Origin of the sequence: Pontibacter aquaedesilientis, from assembly GCF_014773225.1 — a bacterium.
Classification (GTDB): domain Bacteria; phylum Bacteroidota; class Bacteroidia; order Cytophagales; family Hymenobacteraceae; genus Pontibacter; species Pontibacter aquaedesilientis.
On the sequence record NZ_JACXAJ010000001.1, the window covers coordinates 221599 to 240456 of the forward strand.

Sequence of the window (18858 nt, forward strand, 5' to 3'; positions counted from 1 at the left end):
ACAAGATGGAAAAAACAGAGAAAACAGAGATTACAATTGCTGAGAACCAGGAGAAGATAAAAGAGAAGGCACTGGCTATCTCCAAGTCCATAGACCCGGCAAACCCGGAAAGCCTGAGCAATTTTGGCGTGGAGACGCAGCGTAAGCTAGGTCACTACTCCAACGAATTGCTTACCAAAGTGAAAGCCAAAGACTCCGGTGAGGCCGGCGACGCCATCAACGAACTGCTCAACCAGATCAACATGATCAAGATCGATGAGCAGGAGAAGGGGGGCTTCTTTTCACGGCTGCCGTTCGTAAGAAAGTTTTCGGACAAGTCGAAGCAGATCGCCTCGCAGTACAACTCCGTTTCGGCCAATGTGGACGACGTGGTGGTGAAGCTGGAGCGCACCCGCCAGAGCATCATGAAAGACTCGACTTCGCTGGAAGTGATGTTTAACCAGGCGGTGGAGTACATCCACGAGATCCGCTCCGTAATTGCAGCGGGCAAGATGAAGATTGAGGAGATCGAAAGCGACATCATCCCGAAAATGCAGGAGGAAGTGGAGAACAGCGGACAGGACGAACTGGCTGTGCAACGCCTCAGCGACATGATCGCCTTTAAGGAGCGATTGGAGAAAAAGGTGCATGACTTCACGCTGTCGCATACCATTGCCACGCAGTCGATGCCGCAGATCCGCATGATCCAGACCACCAACGATGTGCTGGCCCAGAAAATCCAGAACTCCATCGTCACGGTTATACCGGTTTGGCGGCAGCAGGTGGCCATTGCATTGGGTTTGGAGAAACAGCGCAAGGCACTCGAGATCCAGAAAAAAGTGACCGATACGACCAACGAGATGCTCCGCAAAAACTCTGAGCTGCTGAAGAAAAACGTGGTGATCGCGGCGCAGGAAAACGAACGCGGCATTGTGGATGTGGAGACACTCAAAAAAGTGAACAAGGATATGGTGGAAACGCTCGACCAGGTGATCAAAATATCGGAGGAGGGAAGCAAGAAGCGGGCGGAAGCCGTAAAAGAACTGGCACAGGTGCAGGAAGAGCTCAACAGCAAAATCATCGGCACTTTCGGCAAGTCCAAAAAGATTGAAATCGAATAATGCTATTCAAAGACAAGAAAGACGAAGTACCCCACCAGCACCGCATCCTGAGCAGTGAGCAGGAGGCTGTGCTGGATCTTTATATACAGCACATCGACCATATCTTTGAGGAGATGAAACTATCGGAGAAACTGCAGGTCGAGATCGAAACCCAGCACCTGAAACGAATCCTGTCCCGATGATCCGAATATTCCGTTCATTTTTCGGGCTGGAACAGGAGTCTACCCGCACGGTAATGGCGCACCCCAACGCAGCCGACGCCAGCGCAGTGCAATACATCCGGGCCTCCAACGCTCGCCTCAATGCCCTGCACCAGCTCTACGATAGGTATAAGGGCACCGTGCATGCCGACAAGATCCTGGCGGTTTTCGAAAAGACCAAACTCATCCATAACTACCTGGTCACCCGCAAGCGGGTGCACGAACTGGAGATGTTTCATGTGCAGAACACGGAGCATTTCATCAGCACCTTCACCACGGTCATCAACGTGCACGAGCGGCACATCAAAGACAGTTACGTGCCGGACCGGGAAAGAGGCAGGGCACAGCCGCTTCCGCATCCGCCTACCTCGCAACCCAAGCCGACCGTGAGCCCCCAGCGCCAGGCTGCGCCGCAACCCCAGCGAAATCCGCCCCAGCCTTTCGAGACAAAAGTGGAGCAGGTGCTCAAGCGCATCGAGTCTGAAACGATCAAGGGCATCTATACCGCCCAGAAGGTAACGGAGATGGTCAAACGGGTTGCCAACCAAGCCCCCATGGGCCAGTCGGACACGATGCAGGCCAGCATACCTGCTTTGGCTGCCCCGGTTGTCGCCATCGATACCTATTCCCGCGTGTTTTATGCCACAGAACTGGAAGGCGGCAGCACGATGTCCCGCGAGATTTCCTTTACAGCCTCCGATACAGATAAGGACGTGTTTCTGCAGCATGTGGCCAGAAAACTGGGAGTTGATAAATCGGAAATGAACTATGTGGGCAACGCTATGCTGGCTATACCTGACACCAAGGGGCCCAGTCCAGCCCGGCATGTGCCGATCGTGCATTGGCGTGGATTCCCCTATGCGGTGAGCTTAATGGACTATCGTTTGTTTCCGGTGAGAATGCATCGGAAGAGCTTGTAAAGAGTCCTGAGTGCTGAGTCTCGAGTTCTGAGTTGAACAGTAAGTACCAAATTAACAGCGCCTCTGCTTTGGCAGAGGCGCTGTTGTCTAATGAGTCATAGCGTCTGAACATGCCGCTCCTATTGTCTCGCAGTCTTTTGGGCAGGAAATCTCACAGGCCAAAGCAGTAAGCAGTAGAAGCGAATGAGTTGCAGGGCTTTTCAGGTAGCCGGGTTCTAGGGAGCGCTACACCTGTTCTCAATTTTGGTAAATACTACTGGATAGGCCTGGCTAACCTTCGTTCTATACTTTAAACACAAAGCTGAACCTTGTCCCTTTACCCAACTCCGAGCTTACATCGAGCTTCACCTTATGAAACTTGGCGATTGTCTGTACAATAGCCAACCCTAAGCCATGGCTTTCGCCGTCGGGGGCGTGTGTGCGTTTAAAGCGTGTGAAGATTTTGGGGAGTTGGTCCTTCGCTATTCCTGTGCCGGTATCGCTTACGGTGAGTGCTAGCTTTTTACCCTGTTTCGCGGCGCTAATGGTTATGCTGCCGCCTTCCTTGTTGTACTTGATCGCATTGTTCACCACGTTAAAGATCATGGTAAAAAGCAGCGAGTAATTGGCATAGGGCACCATAAAATGGTCAGGCACAGAGGTGCTGATTTTCACTTCCCTCAGTTCTGCTCTGTCCTGTATTTCATCTACCACCTCCTGCACCAAATCCCTCAGGTTTACCCGCTCGTTTTTCAAATACTGTTCGTTCTCGATGCGGGAGATAAGGAGAAGCGCCTGTATGATGTTTTTGAGGCGATGCAGGGTTTTCTGGCTTTCCACCAGTTTTAACAACACAGAGTCAGGTACCTCGGGGTCGGTCATCATATTCTCCAGCCTGTTCTGCAATATCGAGACAGGGGTTAACAACTCGTGCGACACATTGCCGATAAACTCCTTCTCCTTGCGGAAAGCTTCCTGCACCTGCCCCATCATGGCGTTTATGGTGTCGTTGAGGTATACAAAATCGCTGGTGTTGGAAGGAATCGGGCCGGGTTTGAATGCGTCGGGATGCGCGATCTTCTGCAACTTTCGCAGGATGAGGGAAAGCGGGCGCAGCAGCACTTTCACAAAGGCCAGGTCAAGAAAGAGCGTGAGGATGACCACACCGAAAAGGAAATACAGCGCATAGCGTTGCAGTGTGTTGCTGGTCTCGCGGATCGTATCCAAGCTACGGCCAATCTCCAGGAGGTACGTTTCGCCGTGCAGCTCAAAGGCGAGGCTGAGCACACGGTATTCCACTATCTCGCCCTCCACTTTGCGCAAGGTGTTTTCGATCCGGTTATTGATCTGGATGGGGTCGATCGGCTCCATCGAAATGAACTCTTCCTTGAGCAGGTTATAACTGCCATAGGCCTTGTCCGTCTTATCCGGCAAAAAGGAATCTATGCCGCGTTGCTCCACAATATCAAACACCTCTTCTTTTTTCTGAAGCAGGCGCTGGTCGGTACTGTGCAAGGCGATGCGATTGATCAAAAGCGGCAACACCATCACTAAAACCAGCAAAATAATTACCTTGGTGGCCGCACTGAAGAGGATGAGCTTGGACTGCAGTCTCATGTTATACCGTTAGCCTGTACCCAACGCCCCGTACTGTCTCCAGCCAATCGTTTGGTATGTACTCCGAGAGCTTCTTGCGCAGGTTTTTAATGTGCACATCAATGTAGTTGGAGTCGTAGTTATCCTCCACGATGTTGCCCCAGATATGCTCGGTGAGTTGCAGCCTGGTCAGTATGCGCTTGCGGTGCAGCAACATGTAATGCAGCAGGTCGAATTCCTTTTTGGTGAGCGAAATGTCATGGCCCTGGTAGGTTACCGTGCGGGCCAGGCTGTCGAGGTGTATACCCCGAAACTCCAGCACATTGGATTTGAGCATAAACTTACGGCGCATAATGGCCTGCATGCGGGCCTGCAGTTCCAGCAGGGAGAATGGCTTGGGCAGGTAATCGTCAGCGCCCAGGCCCAGCCCTTCGATGCGGTCTTCGAGGGCACCCCGGGCGGTGAGCACAATAATGGCAGGCTGGTGCTCCAGCTCCCTTGTTTCGCGCAACAGGTCCAGCCCCTCGTAATCGGGGAGACCCAGGTCCAGCAGTATGAAATCGTAACGGTTGACGGCAATTTTCTCAGAGGCCTCACGTCCTGTAAAGGCCCAGTCGCAGAGGTAATGTTCCTGGGTCAGAAAATGCTTCAGTTCATTTGCCAGGCTAACCTCATCTTCCACTATGAGTACGTGCATGTTTCGGTAGGATGTTGGTAGAGTGCTAAAACGTGTACTTCACGCTTAAGGTATAGAAAGACTGCGCCCTTGATTCATCGCCTTCCAGTTTGTTCACCGGGATGGCATAGCGCCAGGAAGGCTCAAACTCAAAATTGCCATAGTAAACCACCACAGGCACTTTCAGCTCATAGTTCAACACCCTGAACCGGCTTACATTTGTGGTGGTAGTTGTTGTAACCTCCTCGTCCGGGCCTTGGCTCGGGTTATTAGAGCCACCGCCGGGCTTCAACGGGTCCAATATGCCGCCAACCGGTCCGCTGCCTGAGGAGCCGTTGCCTGTTGCCGCTTTCTTTCGGGTTGTAGTGGTGTGCGTTTCTGAAAAACGCTGGGTACCCGCTGTTATACTTACCTTCGGATCGAGCCCGACAGGCAGGAGCCCCTGCCACAGGGGGTTAAGCGGGATGTAGCGCGAATTCTCCAGCACCGTGAACACATCGTTGCCGCTGCCCAGGATGTAGCTGCCCGTGAACGCCGTGTAGACATATTTCCAGTCGTAGGCGGCTTTGGCCAGCAGGGCATCCGTCGTGCTGGCATTCACCAGGGGCGTGTTTTCCCCGAACGAGAAGTGGGAGTAAGCCAGATCGACCTCAAGCCGCTTTCGAATCTTAAAGCTATACCCTAAGGTCATATCTAGCTGGTCGATATAGTCCTCTGTGTTGAACAGCTGATGAACTGAAACCGAAGCCCATATACCTGTGCGGTGAATATAGCTCACAGATGGGGCGATGTAAGGGTAGCGGTTGGCAGTATTGCGGCCATAGAAAGATGAGTTGTTAGAAGCCTCCATCCCAACGACCCACCATCCGGTTTTGGTGGAGTCTGCCGCTTCGTCCATGCCTGCCCGTGCCGAGAAGGCGACGAGTAGCAAAGGAAGCACAGATAACCCAATGCGTGTCCAAATTGTCTTCATTCGATTCAGCTTTTAATAGCCAATGGCAGTCCGTGAGTTAGCACGGACTGCCAGGCAATACTTATTCAGGTATAGATTAGTTTCCTACTTTTATCTTGCTGCCCACCCCTACATTGATGGCACCGCCTACCTGCACCGGACGGTTAGATTGGCTAGGCACTGCCACTTTTGTGGCAGAGTTTACCGCTCCACCTACTTTTGTCTTGGCAGACTCTGCACTTGTATTAGTTCTGGCAGCGCCGCTGGCTCTCGTAACGCCGGCCGCACGGCTGGCACCGCCTTTTACACTGGTTTTGCTGGACGCTTCACCCTTCGCATTTACCGTAGCAGGCTTTTCCTTTGCTTTGGCAGTGGCTACTTCTTTCACCTCCTGGCCTTTTGCCTGGCCAGACGTCTGGGTGCCTTGTGCTGCCTCTGCAACTGCCTGACCGTGTGTCTGTGCATTCTCAGCCTGCAAGGCAACCTGAGCTTTGCTTTTCTGTGAAGCTGCAGCAGCTACCTGAAGACCCTTGTCCGAATGTTCAGCTGCGTCGGCCTGTACCGAAGCCTGGGTTTTTTGGGTGGCTTCCACGTTTGCTCTTCCGGTATTTTCAGCTCTTTTTCCTTCGGCTTTTACTTTATTCTCAGACTTCTGGCCTACTTCAACAGCGGTTTCGGCACCCTCCTGGGCTGTTTTACGACTTTTTGCTTCGGCAGCTGTTGCATTGCTCTGCGCTACCTCGGCCACGGCCTGACCGCGCTGTTGCGACTGCTCACCCTCTGTAGTGGCTGTTGCCTTCAGGCTATGTGCCGTTTCAGAGACTACCTTGCCATGGTTTTCTTGTGGCGCCTTTTCATTGTCCTGCGCAGGCGATTCCGGAGCCGGCGTTGTTTCGGCTGGTTTCTTCTTGTCTTTCTTCGTCTTCACTTTGGCAGATCCGTCCAGGGCAGCTTTGCCATTGGCTTTGCTTTTGGCAGGACTGGCTTCTGTCTCGGAGGTAGCGGAGGTGGCGTTATTTACTGCGATCTGTTGTCCTTTATCATTTGCAGCCACTTGTGCTGATGTGTTAGAGGACGCTTTTGTAGATGCATTGTTTGATTGGGCGAACGCTGTAGCTGTGCTTAGCAGAGCTGCAACAAGGATAGTTATTTTCTTCATGTCTTTAAATGGTTTTAATCAGATTATGCTCCAAAACTATATTGTCAAGATGAAGACAACATGAAGAACAGTTTTTTTTCAGTTTTTTTTAATTTTTTTTTCAAGTGCTTGTTCAAATGTTAATTACAAAGGTAATCCGATAGGTTTATACCTGTCATTATCCAAACGGTAAAACAGGTATAAACCCATCGGAATCAGGGTTATTGGCTAAGGAAAGGCTATGGATCAGGAGCTGCAGGAGAGCATGGAACATCCGGCTTTGGCACTGGCCCAGTCAGGACGGGTCTGGAAAAACTCGTCGAACTTGGTGGTGTAGGGCTCCTTCATCGCTGCCTGCAACTTCACAAAAAGTGTATCATCGCCTTTCTCCAGTCCCTCAATGGCCTGGTGCAGCAGGTAGTTGCGCAGCACGAACCGCGGATTGGCTTTGCGCATCATATCCTGCGAGTCAGAACGTTTGATCGTGTTTGTGTTCAACCGATCCAGGTAATGGCTGATCAAGGTATAGAGTATTGTTTTTTGCTCGGCCGTCAAGTCATTGTACAACGCCTGTTTGAAATAGGCCGCTACCTCTTCTTCGCTGTCAACAGCCAGGGGCAGGTCGATGAGCAATTGGTAGAAAATGGTCATATCCGGTTTGATCTCGGCCAGCACCTTTTCAAACTGGCTGATCAGGTCGCGATCTATTTGCGATACTTGGTCAAGGCCCAATTTGCGGCCCATCATCCCGTAGTATTCCGTCCAGTACACATCTTTGAACGTCTCCAGCGTGGCCACCAACTGGTCTTTGTCAGCCAGCGGCAACAGGGCTCCTGCCAAAGCACCCAGGTTCCAGTAACCCACAGACGGCTGTTTGCCAAAGGCGTACCTGCGGCCCGGCAGATCAGTCGTGTTGGGTGTGAAGTCGGGGTCGTAATCGTCCACGAAAGAGTAGGGGCCATAATCAATCGCCAGGCCGAGTATGGACATGTTGTCGGTGTTCATCACACCGTGCACAAAGCCCACGCGCATCCACTCCACCATCAGGCGGGCAGTGCGGTCCACCACCTCCTTGAACCAGTCGATTACTTTGTTATCCCCTGTGATGTGCGGGTAGTACCGGTTGATGGTCCAGTCAACCAGTTGGCGCAGGTTGTCAATTTCCTTGCGGGCATTCAGCATCTCAAAATTACCGAAACGCAGGAAACTCGGCGCCACCCGCATCACAATAGCGCCCGGCTCGTAGGCCGCGTTGCCGTTGTAGAACATATCGCGCAGCACGGGTTCTCCGGTGCTCACCAGGCTCAGGGCCCGTGTGGTCGGCACCCCTAAATAATGCATGGCCTCGCTCATCAGGTATTCGCGCACGGACGAGCGCAGTACGGCTCGGCCATCGGCACGGCGGGAGTAGGGGGTGAGCCCTGCCCCTTTCAGCTGCAGTTCCCAGGTCTTGCCGTCCGGTGCCTCCCACTCGCCCAGGGTAATGGCGCGGCCATCGCCCAACTGCCCGGCCCAGTTGCCGAACTGGTGCCCGGCATAACAGGCAGCATAGGGGTACATGCTTTCCGTTACATGGTTACCTCCCAGAATATCGATGTCTTGCTGATCCGTCGGTTTGGCTATACCTAGCATATGGGCCAGCTCGTCGGACCAGGCCAAAAGGCTGGGTTTTGCAACTGGGGTGGGTTTGGCTTTGCTGTAGAACATGCCCGGCGTCTGGCGCGGGGTTAGAGTGCCGCTGTCGTCGCCGGCGAAGTGGCTGACAAACTCTTTCTTATAGGTTTTTGAGCTTAATGGCTCCATCGTTTTCAGTTTAAGGTGTAGGAGAGATTAGTGGGCCTGTGGCTTCTACTTTTGCCCGCCTTTTAACTTCTCTTAACAAGATTTCTGCAAGATTAGTTAAATTTAAGCGGACAATCCCAGAATAGACCGTATGTATGTGCTGACAATACCGAGCTATTCATTCTAAAGCAGACTATACCTTATGTCAATCACCATATTTAGCCAAGGAAGAAACACAAGCCGTTGGGCAGATGCGCTTCGCGAGCGGCGTCCCGGTTTGGAGGTGCGCACTTATCCTGAAACAGGGTCTCCGGACGAAGTGGAGTTCGCCCTGGCCTGGAATCATCCGCAGGGAGTTTTCAAAGCCTTCCCCAACCTGAAATGCATCGCCTCAACGGGGGCCGGAGTAGACCACATCTTGCGCGACCCGGAGCTGCCGGAAGGGGTGAAGATCACCCGCATTGTGGACGAAAACCTGACCCATGACATGGCTGCCTTCGTGACGGCCCTTGTACTGAACCAGGTGCGTGGACTACACAGCTATAAAGAAGCGCAGCGCCAGCACACCTGGAAGCAGCACAGCTACCTGCGCACCAAGGATGTCGTGATCGGTATGATGGGAATGGGAGAGTTGGGCAGTTACGCGGCGCAGCAATTGAGCAAACTGGGCTTTAAAGTGCATGGCTGGTCACGCTCTCCCAAATTAATGGAAGGGGTAGGGGCTTTTGCCGGGCCCGAGGAATTCGATTCCTTCCTGTCGTCCTCTCATATCCTGATCTGCCTGCTGCCGCTCACAAAGCAAACGGCAAACATCCTCCACAAGGACACATTCAGCAAGCTGCCTAAGGGCGCTTATGTTATCAATGTGGCCCGGGGCGAGCATCTGGTGGATCAAGACCTGATCGATATGATCGACCAGGGGCATTTGTCGGGCGCCAGTCTGGACGTGTTCAGGGAAGAACCGCTTCCGGCAGACCACGCCTTCTGGTCGCATCCGGCCATCCATGTCACGCCGCATATTGCCAGCGTCACCAATCCAGAGTCGGCTGTGTCCCAGATTCTGGAGAACTACGATCGCATGCGTCACGGTGAGGCCCTTATCAATGTTGTTTCAAAAACCAAAGGATACTAAATGAACCCATTCCACTATGCCTTCAAGGTGAAGGACATTGCATCGACCCGCCAGTTTTACGTGGACATTTTAGGCTGCCAAGAGGGGCGCAGCACCGAGCATTGGACCGATTTCGACTTTTTCGGTCACCAGCTTTCGGCCCATGTCAGCACCAACATCCCCGAGCCGGACTACTGCGGGCAAGTGGCCGGCATCCGTGTGCCCGTGCCGCATTTTGGCTGTTTGCTGACTTACGGGCAGTTCGATGAAGTGCGCGAACGCCTGGTGCAGCACGCTATACCTTTCGTAGTAGAGCCCTATACCCGCTACGAGGGAGAGGTAGGGGAGCAGCGCACCATGTTCGTGCTCGACCACAGCCAAAACCCACTCGAGTTCAAGGCTTTCAAGAATCCGGAGGAGGTGTTTGCTTCCTGACAGAGCTTACCTATACCTTTACTAAGCACTAAGGCCAGCCTGTAGCGCACACAGGCTGGCCTTTGTTTTGCCGGCAACCTGCTTATCGCACGACTTGAGGTGAAGCCACCTTTGAAGTGTTAAGACGTGAAGCGAACCGCAGGTAAACTCTAAGCTTTAATCGAAGCTATTTGTTATCTGGGGTTTTGTGAACGGTGTTGCTATAGGGTGGCGAAGCTAACCTATAGGCGTGGTTACCAGAACGTGTTCTATTTTTTTAATTTAGGCTTAAAGTCGGAGAAGTCTCTGACTCTATATGAGTCCATAGTATAGTTCTTCTCTTTTTTGATGAAGGTCATGATGTCCCAACCCATTATGCCGCTTAATACTTCAGGACTTTCAGCGACGTATTTCAAAACTTCTTGCTTTTTGCCTTGCTCAATCTTATTTATCAAAGGACCAAAATCTGGCACCAAGTGAACGTTTGGCTCAAATGTAATTTGTGGATTTGGTCTTACGACTCTATAACCGTCCCAAATTTTGGGGTCTATATATGTTATCGCATGATTTTTAGTCCATACGATTCCGTGGCCAGTCCTTCCTTGAATATCCACGCCCCTTATATAGTAAAGAGTGTCAGCTGTTGTAAAGTCTATACCTAAGCTATCGTTTACAACTTTAAAAAACTCTTTTGCTTCAAGTATAAGTTCTTTGTCCTTCCTGGTTTTCTTATTCCGTTTCAGTTCCTGCACAATGGTTTGCGAGCAAGCGAAATGGCTTAAACTGAAGAGAATGATTACTGTTAAAAATTTCCTCATTTCACTTACAGGTAACGGTTAGTGCAGGCTGCGAACGAGGCATAGCCGAGTTTGGAGCCTGTACCGTGTTGGGGGAAGTAATTTTTTAATTCTCACTGCAATCATAGAAATCAATAACTCTTAGCTCTTTTAATTTCTCTAATTCTCCTTGGTCTAAACTCTTTGAAACCCAAGTACAGGCTTTGTCCAAGTTGTCATAAGAAGTGAGATAGAATTCTTCATCCTTATAAATATGCTGGTGAACGAAGTTTGATTCCAAGTTCCAATTGGGAAGAGCTAGTAAAATTTCTTCTTTAGCCTTTTTTGAAAGTTTTACTTTAAAAGAATTCTGCTTTGGCCATACTGTTCCTTTCCATACTTTAGTATCATCTGATATTGGGTATATGGAAAGCAGGTGATAAATTTCTTCATCTGCTAATCCTTCAATTGACCAAATGCTATCTTCTGGAACAATACTAATAATTAGCGCAAGAAACTTATTTCTATCGTTGATTTCATCTACAATCCAGCAATTGTCAAAGTCAATCTCCTTCCCTTTAATGTCTGTTTCTATTCCAAGTAGTTTCTTAATTGCTCTTAACATTTATAATTTTTATTACCCCCAACGGCCTCGTGTAAAAGACGTGTGAGGCTGTCGGCGGAAACATGACTTTTACACAATGTTGTGGCACGTTTTTCTTTAAAAGTCTGCTTCATAGCCATGGCCTCGTTGTCCCCACCACAGAAGCCATTTTGCAGCCGAGAACATTATATGGGCTTTGCTTTCAGGTGTATCTTCGTCAGAATCTGGAGGTGTTCTTTGCTCTTTTAGATATTGTACATTGTATCTGGTCGCGTAATCATCAGCTATTTTCAATAATCGTTGTCCAAAGTCCACCGTTCCAAGTGCAAGTTGGGATGTGTACGCCTCCTCCATCATTTCCTTTCCCAGTATCTCCTCACAATCTTGCAGGAACTGGGCTCTGAAAACATGTGGTTCGTAATGTGGAGCAATGTACATTGGGATTCCATCGTGTTCCGTAACAAGGTCTACTACATAATACCCATTCATTGTTTGTAGGAATTTTTCAAGCGATTGGTTCTTGTCAGTCCGCTGTTCAAACTGACTTTTGGCCCATTCAGTCGCCTTATCGTCAAAGCCTACCTTTGGAGCCGCAAGCGTCTCATAGGCTGGTATTGATATTTCAAGAAATTGCTCTAATAACTCTTCTTGGCTTTTCTGCTTCTTCCCAAATAAATTTCCGAGAATTGAAGTGCTTGCTTTCTTTTTTCCTGATAAAGTAAGAAAAATGTCTTCGTATTCTTCTTCTCTACCTGCCAGAGGCTTATTTAATGGTTTCCAATCAAGTCCCATTTTTATTTATTAAATGTGCCACAACTACTGTATAGTAGGAGTACCTACTCCTGCTATCTGCACTATATTTATAGGAGTAAACGCCTTTAAATGAAGGCACACCTTTTTAAATATAAGAATAGTTTTATGATTTCAGAAGAACAAGCTTATATCTTCTACATTCAGGTTAAAAAGCGATAGACAAACCCAACTTAGCTAAGCGGTTCTGTATGAAACCTTCTTTTCGTTTATAACCGTAGAGAAGTGTAAATAATAAAATGGAACTATGGAGACCAACTCATCTACAAATCCGCTCGAAAACCTGCTACACAACCCGATGGAAATCTTGAACGTGGTGAAAAACCCCGGGAAGTATGGCCTGGATATTTATAAAGGCCTGGACATCAAACAACAGCAGTATGTGCTGTTCGCCGCCGGCGCAGCCCTGATCGGGTATGGCCTATACCTGGGCATGAACAAAAAATAGGTGTCCTGGTATTAACCTCCGTTAGCAGGATTCGTATATTCAAGGTATAAAAACTATGTTATCGTTCAGACAGGTTTCAACCTGAGTAAAAGCTTGTAGAAGCTTTTGGAAGAATTGCTTCCCTATATGACGAAACATAAAAAGAAAGACCTGCCTTCAGCTTTACTGAGGGCAGGTCTTTCTGCTTTTATACCTTCGCAGGCTATCTTTTCTTGCGGCCTATACCTTTCTTGGAGGCACGCAGTTTGTGCTGCTCTTCCTTGAGTACCTTAAATTCATCGTTCGGAACCGTTATGGTATATTCCACCGAGGACAGGATGTGCTCATGCTCCTCGTCGTCGTATACCAGCAGCACCGAAAGGAACTTGTTCTCATTGAGTACATAGTCATCCCCTTCCTTGTCGTACACCAGAAAATCGTACTCGCCCTCAGGCAGGTTCTTGTCCTCTTTGCGGGCCAAGCAGTCGCCGGTAAGGGTAACGGGCTCATCCAGTTCCACCATCAGGTCGAAGGGCTGGTAGTATTTTCCGTCTTTTTTGTGCGTGATATATTCGATCTTGTCAATCTCGAGCGTTATACCTGCATGGCGGTCGTCGCGCTTGTTTTTGACGTTGAGAATGTTGCCGGTCAGTTTCATGCTGCAAAATTAAGCTTATAATTTAAACAAACATTCTATTACCTTCCCTTTAAAATTACAGCTTAACTTTGTTGTTGAACCCAAAGCGCCTTGCCGTTACGCTTAAGTCTCCCTACAGAAACCATGTCTACTGCCGATACAAACGATTTTTTCATTACCCAACGAAGCAGCGCCGAGATAAAATCGGAGTTGCTAAACGAGTTTTTCAAAGCGTGGTGCAGTGCCCAGTTGCAGGGGCAGCGCTACAAATCCAACCCGGTGCTGGCCTTTATCGACCTGTACGCCGGCGACGGCAAACCCGAGGACGGCAAGCCTGCCACGCCGGTGCGTGTGCTCAACAGCATATTTGGGGCCACCGACAAGTATAACCTCAACAAAGTGGTGCGCACCTTCTTCAACGACGAGAAGAAGACGGTGACGGCCAGACTGAAAGAGAACCTGCAACAACTGCCTTATTACGAAGACCTGCAGCACAAGCCGGTGCTGCTGCATGAGGATAGCAGTTTGGCGGCGCTGGCGAAACTGCTTGGCAACGACACGCCCACCCTGCTATACCTGGATCCGTTTGGTTACGAGTTTTCGCAGCAATTGCTGTTACAGTCGGTACGCCGCTGGGGGCTGGATTTGTTTATGCTCTTCACGCCGGCCAAACTGCGTGCCGCCGTGCAGCAGGCAACGGAAGATAGCATCATGGCCGATGTGTTAGGCAAGGAGCGACTTGAGAAAATACGCGAGTTCTGCGACCGCTACCAGGACGCCGGCCAGCGCGAGGACTTTATGGTGGACCAGTTTGAGGATGTTTTCCGGGAGAAGGATTACAAGACGTTCCGTTTCAAGATCAGCCTACCCAAGAAGAACCAGACAAGCCATTACCTGTTTTTTGTGTCCAAGAACGATGCGCCCTACATGAAAATGAAGGAGCTCATGCTCATGTACAGCGACTACCAGGAGGACGGTGTGCCGCTTTTCGGTGCCAACATCAAGCACCAGCTCTCCCTGTTTCAGGAGCAGTACCGTTACTCCATCAAAAACCTGATCGCAGACCTGGCCGAGAAACGCAGCTATTACCACAACCTGCCCATCGACAGCATTTACCGTCACCACAACATCGGCACCAACTACATCAGGGGTAATTACAAAGAGGCGTTTGAGGCACTGAAAGCGGAAGGTATAGTAGAGGCGATTAACCCGGTGTCGCGACAGCCGATGCGTAAGGTGTCGTTTACTTCGATTATCGGGTATAAGTAAGACTTATACCTGTGGCAAAGCAGCGGCTAATTCTCTTTGCGGGAGTAAAGGGTTAGTTATGCACGAGAATCCTGATTCAGACAATATTTCAAACCAAACCAATCATGCAGAATCCGAAGCTTTTTATGCTGATGCTGGGCTGTCGTCCGGAGGGCCGCAACACCGAGCAGCACGATATGTTATTTGCCATCGGCGAACAGGTAAGTGACCTTGTCCCTGCCATTAAAGCCTTTTGGCCGGAAGCGAAAGGCAATATCCACGTAGATGCCTGGCGTGAAGTAAGGCAGGTGAACGGGCACCAGATCCAAGTGGTGCCGAAGGAGGACTTACCGGCAAAACCGGGAGCAGGCAAATTGTTTTTTCTGAACCTCGGGGGCTATAAGCCAGGGGAGTTCGATGAGTTCCATTATAAAATGCTGGCCGTGGCTGAGAACCAGGCGGGAGCAATACAGCAAGCCAAGCAAACGGCGTTTTACAAGCACACCGGTTTTAAAGGCGCGGCATCGCACATCGACGATAAGTTTGGCGTGGATGTGGACGAGGTGTATGAAGTGAAGGATATCCTGACTGCCGGTGACAAAGCCAGGTATAGCCTGCAGGTGCTGACAGGCGATGGGCCGGAAGATGAAATGCATTTGGGCTATTTCCAGCTGCATAAGTTGTAGGAATTCCCTATTTTCAAGGTATGAAGTTAATTTCCCGAAAATCTGCCTTGCTTGCTGCGGCTCTGTTGGCGCATTCCTTGGCTTGGTCCCAGAACACCGCCACTAAACTCGCCACCGCCTTTCAGAAGTTCGAGGCTGACCCGCAGCTACAGAACGGCATCGCCTCGCTTTACGTCATTGATGCCAAAACCGGGCAGGTCGTGCTGGACCGCAACAGCAAAATAGGGCTGGCACCGGCCTCCACCATGAAAATCATCACCAGTATCAGTGCCTACGAGCTGTTGGGCAAGGATTTTAGGTATAAGACGAAATTTGCCTTGCATAAAGGCGACCATGCTTCGCTGTTGGTGATGCCCAGTGGTGACCCCACTTTCGGCAGCTGGCGCTGGCCCCTGACCAAAGAAGGAAACGTGCTCAAGGGTATCGCCCAAGCCTTGCAGCGGACAGGTATAAAGGCAGTGCGCGAGGTAGTGATCAGCAACGAAGGATGGAACGAGGAGACCGTGCCGGATGGATGGATGTGGCAGGATATCGCCAATTATTACGGGGCGGGGGCAGCTAAACTTAACTGGCGCGAAAACCAGTACGATGTGATTCTGAAATCAGGCAAGCAGGTCGGTGATCCGGTTTCGGTGGTGAGGACGGTGCCCAGCCTCAACGGCTATGCGCTGCGCTCAGAACTGACCTCAGCCGCGGTCGGCACCGGCGACAATGCCTATATCTATTTCCCGATGGGCACCAACACGGCCGCTATTCGGGGAACTATACCTGTGAATGAAAACAGCTTTAAAATATCCGGTGCGCTGCCTTCGGGTGCCCACCAGTTTGTGAGTATGTTGGCCGACACGCTCAAGACCGTAGGTATAAGCCTGCCACATCAGCCTGTCTTGCAACACAACAGCGTATCGCCACTAGGCTATACCGAATTTCACACGGTCGAATCTCCACCTTTGGACAGCATTGTGTATTGGTTTAACCGCAAGAGCGTCAACTTGTACGGTGAGGCCTTGGTAAAGACCATTGCCTACAAAAACACCCATACCAGCGATACCCCCAAAGGACTGGAAATTATCCGGCAGCACTGGAGCGCGCAAGGTATAGCCGGGACCGAACTGGCGATGGTGGACGGCTCGGGCCTTTCGCCGCTCAACCGCGTGACCACCCATGCACAGGTGCGCCTTTTGCAGTACGCCCGCCAGCAAAACTGGTACCGTGGTTTTTATGCATCGCTGCCCGTCTACAATGGCATGAAGATGAAAAGCGGCACGATACGCGGTGTGAAAGGGTATACCGGTTATCACAAAGCCCGTGATGGCCGCGAGTATATATTTGCGTTTGTGGTAAACAACTGCAATGGATCGGCAGCGACGCTTGTCAAAAAAATGTACGGCGTGCTGGATGAGTTGAAGTAAGGTATAGCATTAGCTATTTCCTTTTTTGCTTTTCATGTCAGGGTCGGTGACGGTGCTGGGGTTTGGCTGGTCGTTGCGGAACTCCTTGTCGGTACTGTCCGCGCCCCGGCTGGTCGTAGCCAGGTTGGCGTGGGTACTCTGTGGGCCTTTCTGCTGTCTGGGATTGTCCTTGTCCTGTTTGGTGTTTTCAGGGTTGTTTTTCTGGTTGGCGTTGTGCTTTTCTTTATTGTCGTTCATGGTTTGTTTTCTTTAAGTAGTACATAAAATTTTACCAGCAGCACAGGCTGCGGTCTATTATTAGTACGAGTTACAGCGTACGAAAGGTTAAGAGTGGATGCCGCTATACCTGCAACACGGCACATGTCATATGTATAGCGAAATCAACATAACGGTGTTCAATACGTTAAGAATCTTGTGTAACTAAGTGTACAAAAGCCTGTTATGTATATGGGCGTAAATGCTTGAAAACCATGGAAAGATTTCTCGGCCCCTTTAGCCCGCAGCTTTATGCGATACTGCGCATTGTTTCAGGATTGATGTTTGCCATGCACGGCACCCAGAAGCTATTTGCGTGGCCCGGTGACCGTACACCCGTTGATCTTGCCTCTATGATGGGCGTGGCAGGCGTGGTCGAACTGGTTGCCGGTCTGATGATTGCCTTTGGGCTGTTTACTGGTTGGGCGGCCTTTGTTGCCAGTGGTCAGATGGCGGTGGCTTTTTTTATGACGCACTTTCCCGATGGCTGGAACCCGCTGCTAAACAACGGTGAGAAAGCCGTGCTCTATTCCTTTCTGTTTCTGTACATGGCCGCACGCGGCGCCGGTATTTGGAGTATAGACGCTGCCATGGGCAAGCGCTCCCGCCACCCTGCAAACGCTGATCAGGCACATCGGACCTAAAATTTGAGCTGATGGCTTAACTGTCATGTGTTAGACTGCTCACGGCTTTCATATTTCACTGAGCGGGGGGCGGGGCGGCGTTTTTATTGTTCTGGATCAGCACATCTTTCACGATCTGCAGCGCCATCTCTTTATCCAGGTCCAGGGCGGAGTAAAGGTATTGAATCAGTTCTTCCTCCTTCTCGGTCACCACACAATCCGCCAGCACCAGTTGGATGGTATGCGCAAACAAATCAGGCCTGTTCTCGGGCGCTATTTTATCAACCGAATTATCGATGAGTACCTTGCTGCCCACCTGGGTATGGGCATAAAAGACGGTTCGGCTATAGGCCATATTATCGTGCCCCTCAAAAAGACGCTTGCTGGTGAGCGTCTGGGCCAGTTCATCCAGTTCCACATCGGCCACATCGTCGTCCACCGCGATGCAGGCATGCATGATCGCAATCCAAGCCTCCTGCTCGTTTTGAGGCGCGTAGGTATAGAAGTCAGGTATATCGGACCTGCCCGTTGTGTTGAAAACTCCTTCCATCAGTTATTTTTTGATTCTCCTTTCCATAGGTACTCCGTCTGTTGCGCAATTGTTATATCAGGTATGGCAAAGCAATTTTTCCGGCAGGTATGTACAAATTTATCCCTGTCCGGAGGTAGCATTCACCTGTCATTCAGGTCCTTTTAGTAGCCGGGCCAGTTCCCGTTGAAAAGCGGGATTGTCATTCATGCCATTGTGGCCTTGTCCTTTGAGCAGAATCACTTTGTCGGTGGGCTTGAGGTGAGGCTTCAGTTTCTCGGAGGAGCCCGGGTAGATGATCTCGTCCAGCACACCGTGGAAAATGGCAATGGGGGCTTTGGTTTGGGCTACATACCGAAAAGTCTCGAACTTATACCGGAGCAGGAATGTCGGCACAAAAGGATAGAGGCTTTGCATTAAATCGCCGAGGCTGTAGTAGGGTGCCTGCAAGATTAGGAGTTTTGGCTTGTTCTCTGCAGCCAGTTTGGCGGCTGCCGCCGAGCCGATGGAATAACCGGCGATGACAATCTGCGCCTCGCTATACCTTGCCTTCAGGTGGTCATAGGCGGCCTGAACATCCCCATAAAACTGTTTCTCGCTGCTGATGTTGCCTTCACTTTTGCCATAGCCCCGGTAGTCGAGCACAAAAATATCGTAACCCAGATTGGTGTAAGTATCGGCGATCCAGCCCCAAAGGTCAACAGACCCGGCATTGCCGTGCAGATAAAATACCATCCCCTTGGGCGTAGCCGCCTTAAAGTAGAGGCCGTGCAGCCTGATGCCATCTTCCACGGGTATGTACACCTCCTCAAACTCCTGGTTAAAACTGAACTGGTAGTCAGGCCGGAGTTTATCCGGGAAAAAGATCAGACTCTCTTGCTGAAAAGATAGAAAGCCCATAAGCAACAGGTAAATAGAAACCAGTATAATCGCTGTCCTAATAATAGTGTTCAAAGCCCTTTCTGTGCGTGCATGGTTTATTT

At 50.4% G+C, this 18858-nt stretch carries 22 protein-coding genes; 10 read left to right on the forward strand and 12 right to left on the reverse strand.

Features of this window, described 5'->3' with window-relative positions; genetic code table 11:
* Positions 1-5 precede the first annotated feature (5 nt).
* The 3 genes from H9Q13_RS00920 to H9Q13_RS00930 are packed head-to-tail and all read left to right on the forward strand — an operon-like array spanning position 6 to position 2220.
* Entirely contained in the window at positions 6-1100 is a 1095-nt protein-coding gene (locus tag H9Q13_RS00920) for a toxic anion resistance protein (protein ID WP_191181880.1), read from the forward strand.
* Positions 1100-1282 (forward strand): hypothetical protein, encoded by a 183-nt coding sequence (locus H9Q13_RS00925; protein WP_191181881.1) that lies wholly within the window; start codon positions 1100-1102, stop codon positions 1280-1282. Before H9Q13_RS00920 ends, H9Q13_RS00925 begins: the two co-directional genes overlap by 1 nt.
* On the forward strand, positions 1279-2220 hold the full coding sequence (locus tag H9Q13_RS00930) for a hypothetical protein (RefSeq protein ID WP_191181882.1): 942 nt from the start codon (positions 1279-1281) through the stop codon (positions 2218-2220). Before H9Q13_RS00925 ends, H9Q13_RS00930 begins: the two co-directional genes overlap by 4 nt.
* 282 nt (positions 2221-2502) lie before the next feature.
* Here the strand turns inward: H9Q13_RS00930 and H9Q13_RS00935 are convergent, their stop codons facing one another.
* The 5 genes from H9Q13_RS00935 to H9Q13_RS00955 form a co-directional block, all read right to left on the reverse strand.
* The gene (locus H9Q13_RS00935; protein ID WP_191181883.1) at positions 2503-3816 is read right to left on the reverse strand and encodes a sensor histidine kinase; all 1314 of its coding nucleotides are present in this window, start codon (positions 3814-3816) and stop codon (positions 2503-2505) included.
* Position 3817: 1 nt separating this feature from the next.
* On the reverse strand, positions 3818-4492 hold the full coding sequence (locus H9Q13_RS00940) for a response regulator transcription factor (protein WP_191181884.1): 675 nt from the start codon (positions 4490-4492) through the stop codon (positions 3818-3820).
* Between the two features lie 25 nt (positions 4493-4517).
* Complete coding sequence (locus H9Q13_RS00945) at positions 4518-5444, reverse strand: hypothetical protein (RefSeq protein WP_191181885.1); 927 nt, start codon at positions 5442-5444, stop codon at positions 4518-4520.
* Between the two features lie 76 nt (positions 5445-5520).
* Positions 5521-6582 (reverse strand): hypothetical protein, encoded by a 1062-nt coding sequence (locus tag H9Q13_RS00950; protein ID WP_191181886.1) that lies wholly within the window; start codon positions 6580-6582, stop codon positions 5521-5523.
* Positions 6583-6807: 225 nt separating this feature from the next.
* Positions 6808-8364 carry a protein adenylyltransferase SelO gene (locus tag H9Q13_RS00955; protein ID WP_191181887.1) on the reverse strand — a complete coding sequence of 519 codons (1557 nt, stop codon included), beginning with the start codon at positions 8362-8364 and terminating at the stop codon, positions 6808-6810.
* Positions 8365-8545: 181 nt separating this feature from the next.
* Here H9Q13_RS00955 and H9Q13_RS00960 point away from each other — a divergent pair, with 181 nt between their 5' ends.
* Both H9Q13_RS00960 and H9Q13_RS00965 read left to right on the forward strand, forming a co-directional pair.
* Positions 8546-9475, forward strand: coding sequence for a 2-hydroxyacid dehydrogenase (locus tag H9Q13_RS00960; RefSeq protein WP_191181888.1), 930 nt, complete (start codon positions 8546-8548; stop codon positions 9473-9475).
* A complete protein-coding gene (locus H9Q13_RS00965; protein WP_191181889.1) occupies positions 9476-9889 on the forward strand; it encodes a VOC family protein in 414 nt (137 codons plus the stop codon).
* Positions 9890-10137: 248 nt separating this feature from the next.
* Here the strand turns inward: H9Q13_RS00965 and H9Q13_RS00970 are convergent, their stop codons facing one another.
* The 3 genes from H9Q13_RS00970 to H9Q13_RS00980 form a co-directional block, all read right to left on the reverse strand.
* Complete coding sequence (locus H9Q13_RS00970; protein WP_191181890.1) at positions 10138-10620, reverse strand: hypothetical protein; 483 nt, start codon at positions 10618-10620, stop codon at positions 10138-10140.
* Between the two features lie 151 nt (positions 10621-10771).
* Entirely contained in the window at positions 10772-11269 is a 498-nt protein-coding gene (locus H9Q13_RS00975; RefSeq protein ID WP_191181891.1) for a hypothetical protein, read from the reverse strand.
* Positions 11270-11365: 96 nt separating this feature from the next.
* A complete protein-coding gene (locus H9Q13_RS00980) occupies positions 11366-12040 on the reverse strand; it encodes a hypothetical protein (protein ID WP_191181892.1) in 675 nt (224 codons plus the stop codon).
* 265 nt (positions 12041-12305) lie between these two features.
* Here H9Q13_RS00980 and H9Q13_RS00985 point away from each other — a divergent pair, with 265 nt between their 5' ends.
* Positions 12306-12506, forward strand: coding sequence for a hypothetical protein (locus H9Q13_RS00985; RefSeq protein ID WP_191181893.1), 201 nt, complete (start codon positions 12306-12308; stop codon positions 12504-12506).
* A gap of 202 nt (positions 12507-12708) precedes the next feature.
* Here the strand turns inward: H9Q13_RS00985 and H9Q13_RS00990 are convergent, their stop codons facing one another.
* The gene (locus tag H9Q13_RS00990; protein ID WP_191181894.1) at positions 12709-13143 is read right to left on the reverse strand and encodes a hypothetical protein; all 435 of its coding nucleotides are present in this window, start codon (positions 13141-13143) and stop codon (positions 12709-12711) included.
* 90 nt (positions 13144-13233) lie between these two features.
* On the opposite strand from H9Q13_RS00990, the gene tcmP reads away from it, so the two are divergent.
* From tcmP to dacB, 3 genes are all read left to right on the forward strand, one after another.
* Positions 13234-14391: a three-Cys-motif partner protein TcmP gene (tcmP, locus tag H9Q13_RS00995; protein ID WP_224743990.1), complete on the forward strand. Its 1158-nt coding sequence runs from the start codon at positions 13234-13236 to the stop codon at positions 14389-14391.
* A gap of 104 nt (positions 14392-14495) precedes the next feature.
* On the forward strand, positions 14496-15056 hold the full coding sequence (locus H9Q13_RS01000; protein WP_191181895.1) for a DUF1543 domain-containing protein: 561 nt from the start codon (positions 14496-14498) through the stop codon (positions 15054-15056).
* Between the two features lie 20 nt (positions 15057-15076).
* Positions 15077-16468, forward strand: a complete 1392-nt coding sequence (gene dacB, locus H9Q13_RS01005) for a D-alanyl-D-alanine carboxypeptidase/D-alanyl-D-alanine endopeptidase (protein WP_191181896.1) — start codon at positions 15077-15079, stop codon at positions 16466-16468.
* Between the two features lie 9 nt (positions 16469-16477).
* On the opposite strand, the gene H9Q13_RS01010 is transcribed toward dacB, so the two are convergent.
* The gene (locus H9Q13_RS01010) at positions 16478-16705 is read right to left on the reverse strand and encodes a hypothetical protein (protein ID WP_191181897.1); all 228 of its coding nucleotides are present in this window, start codon (positions 16703-16705) and stop codon (positions 16478-16480) included.
* A gap of 233 nt (positions 16706-16938) precedes the next feature.
* Here H9Q13_RS01010 and H9Q13_RS01015 point away from each other — a divergent pair, with 233 nt between their 5' ends.
* Positions 16939-17367: a DoxX family protein gene (locus H9Q13_RS01015; RefSeq protein WP_191181898.1), complete on the forward strand. Its 429-nt coding sequence runs from the start codon at positions 16939-16941 to the stop codon at positions 17365-17367.
* Positions 17368-17422: 55 nt separating this feature from the next.
* Here the strand turns inward: H9Q13_RS01015 and H9Q13_RS01020 are convergent, their stop codons facing one another.
* Together H9Q13_RS01020 and H9Q13_RS01025 are read right to left on the reverse strand one after the other, a co-directional pair.
* Positions 17423-17896: a tellurite resistance TerB family protein gene (locus H9Q13_RS01020; protein WP_191181899.1), complete on the reverse strand. Its 474-nt coding sequence runs from the start codon at positions 17894-17896 to the stop codon at positions 17423-17425.
* 129 nt (positions 17897-18025) lie between these two features.
* Complete coding sequence (locus H9Q13_RS01025; RefSeq protein WP_191181900.1) at positions 18026-18775, reverse strand: alpha/beta hydrolase; 750 nt, start codon at positions 18773-18775, stop codon at positions 18026-18028.
* Positions 18776-18858 lie beyond the last annotated feature (83 nt).

Excerpts from the sequence above, each read along its gene's own strand:
- H9Q13_RS00920 (WP_191181880.1), top strand. The coding sequence starts at position 6 with ATGGAAAAAACAGAGAAAACAGAGATTACAATTGCTGAGAACCAGGAG.
- H9Q13_RS00925 (WP_191181881.1), top strand. The coding sequence starts at position 1,100 with ATGCTATTCAAAGACAAGAAAGACGAAGTACCCCACCAGCACCGCATC.
- H9Q13_RS00930 (WP_191181882.1), top strand. The coding sequence starts at position 1,279 with ATGATCCGAATATTCCGTTCATTTTTCGGGCTGGAACAGGAGTCTACC.
- H9Q13_RS00935 (WP_191181883.1), bottom strand. The coding sequence starts at position 3,816 with ATGAGACTGCAGTCCAAGCTCATCCTCTTCAGTGCGGCCACCAAGGTA.
- H9Q13_RS00940 (WP_191181884.1), bottom strand. The coding sequence starts at position 4,492 with ATGCACGTACTCATAGTGGAAGATGAGGTTAGCCTGGCAAATGAACTG.
- H9Q13_RS00945 (WP_191181885.1), bottom strand. The coding sequence starts at position 5,444 with ATGAAGACAATTTGGACACGCATTGGGTTATCTGTGCTTCCTTTGCTA.
- H9Q13_RS00950 (WP_191181886.1), bottom strand. The coding sequence starts at position 6,582 with ATGAAGAAAATAACTATCCTTGTTGCAGCTCTGCTAAGCACAGCTACA.
- H9Q13_RS00955 (WP_191181887.1), bottom strand. The coding sequence starts at position 8,364 with ATGGAGCCATTAAGCTCAAAAACCTATAAGAAAGAGTTTGTCAGCCAC.
- H9Q13_RS00960 (WP_191181888.1), top strand. The coding sequence starts at position 8,546 with ATGTCAATCACCATATTTAGCCAAGGAAGAAACACAAGCCGTTGGGCA.
- H9Q13_RS00965 (WP_191181889.1), top strand. The coding sequence starts at position 9,476 with ATGAACCCATTCCACTATGCCTTCAAGGTGAAGGACATTGCATCGACC.
- H9Q13_RS00975 (WP_191181891.1), bottom strand. The coding sequence starts at position 11,269 with ATGTTAAGAGCAATTAAGAAACTACTTGGAATAGAAACAGACATTAAA.
- H9Q13_RS00980 (WP_191181892.1), bottom strand. The coding sequence starts at position 12,040 with ATGGGACTTGATTGGAAACCATTAAATAAGCCTCTGGCAGGTAGAGAA.
- H9Q13_RS00985 (WP_191181893.1), top strand. The coding sequence starts at position 12,306 with ATGGAGACCAACTCATCTACAAATCCGCTCGAAAACCTGCTACACAAC.
- H9Q13_RS00990 (WP_191181894.1), bottom strand. The coding sequence starts at position 13,143 with ATGAAACTGACCGGCAACATTCTCAACGTCAAAAACAAGCGCGACGAC.
- H9Q13_RS01000 (WP_191181895.1), top strand. The coding sequence starts at position 14,496 with ATGCAGAATCCGAAGCTTTTTATGCTGATGCTGGGCTGTCGTCCGGAG.
- dacB (WP_191181896.1), top strand. The coding sequence starts at position 15,077 with ATGAAGTTAATTTCCCGAAAATCTGCCTTGCTTGCTGCGGCTCTGTTG.
- H9Q13_RS01010 (WP_191181897.1), bottom strand. The coding sequence starts at position 16,705 with ATGAACGACAATAAAGAAAAGCACAACGCCAACCAGAAAAACAACCCT.
- H9Q13_RS01015 (WP_191181898.1), top strand. The coding sequence starts at position 16,939 with ATGGAAAGATTTCTCGGCCCCTTTAGCCCGCAGCTTTATGCGATACTG.
- H9Q13_RS01020 (WP_191181899.1), bottom strand. The coding sequence starts at position 17,896 with ATGGAAGGAGTTTTCAACACAACGGGCAGGTCCGATATACCTGACTTC.
- H9Q13_RS01025 (WP_191181900.1), bottom strand. The coding sequence starts at position 18,775 with ATGGGCTTTCTATCTTTTCAGCAAGAGAGTCTGATCTTTTTCCCGGAT.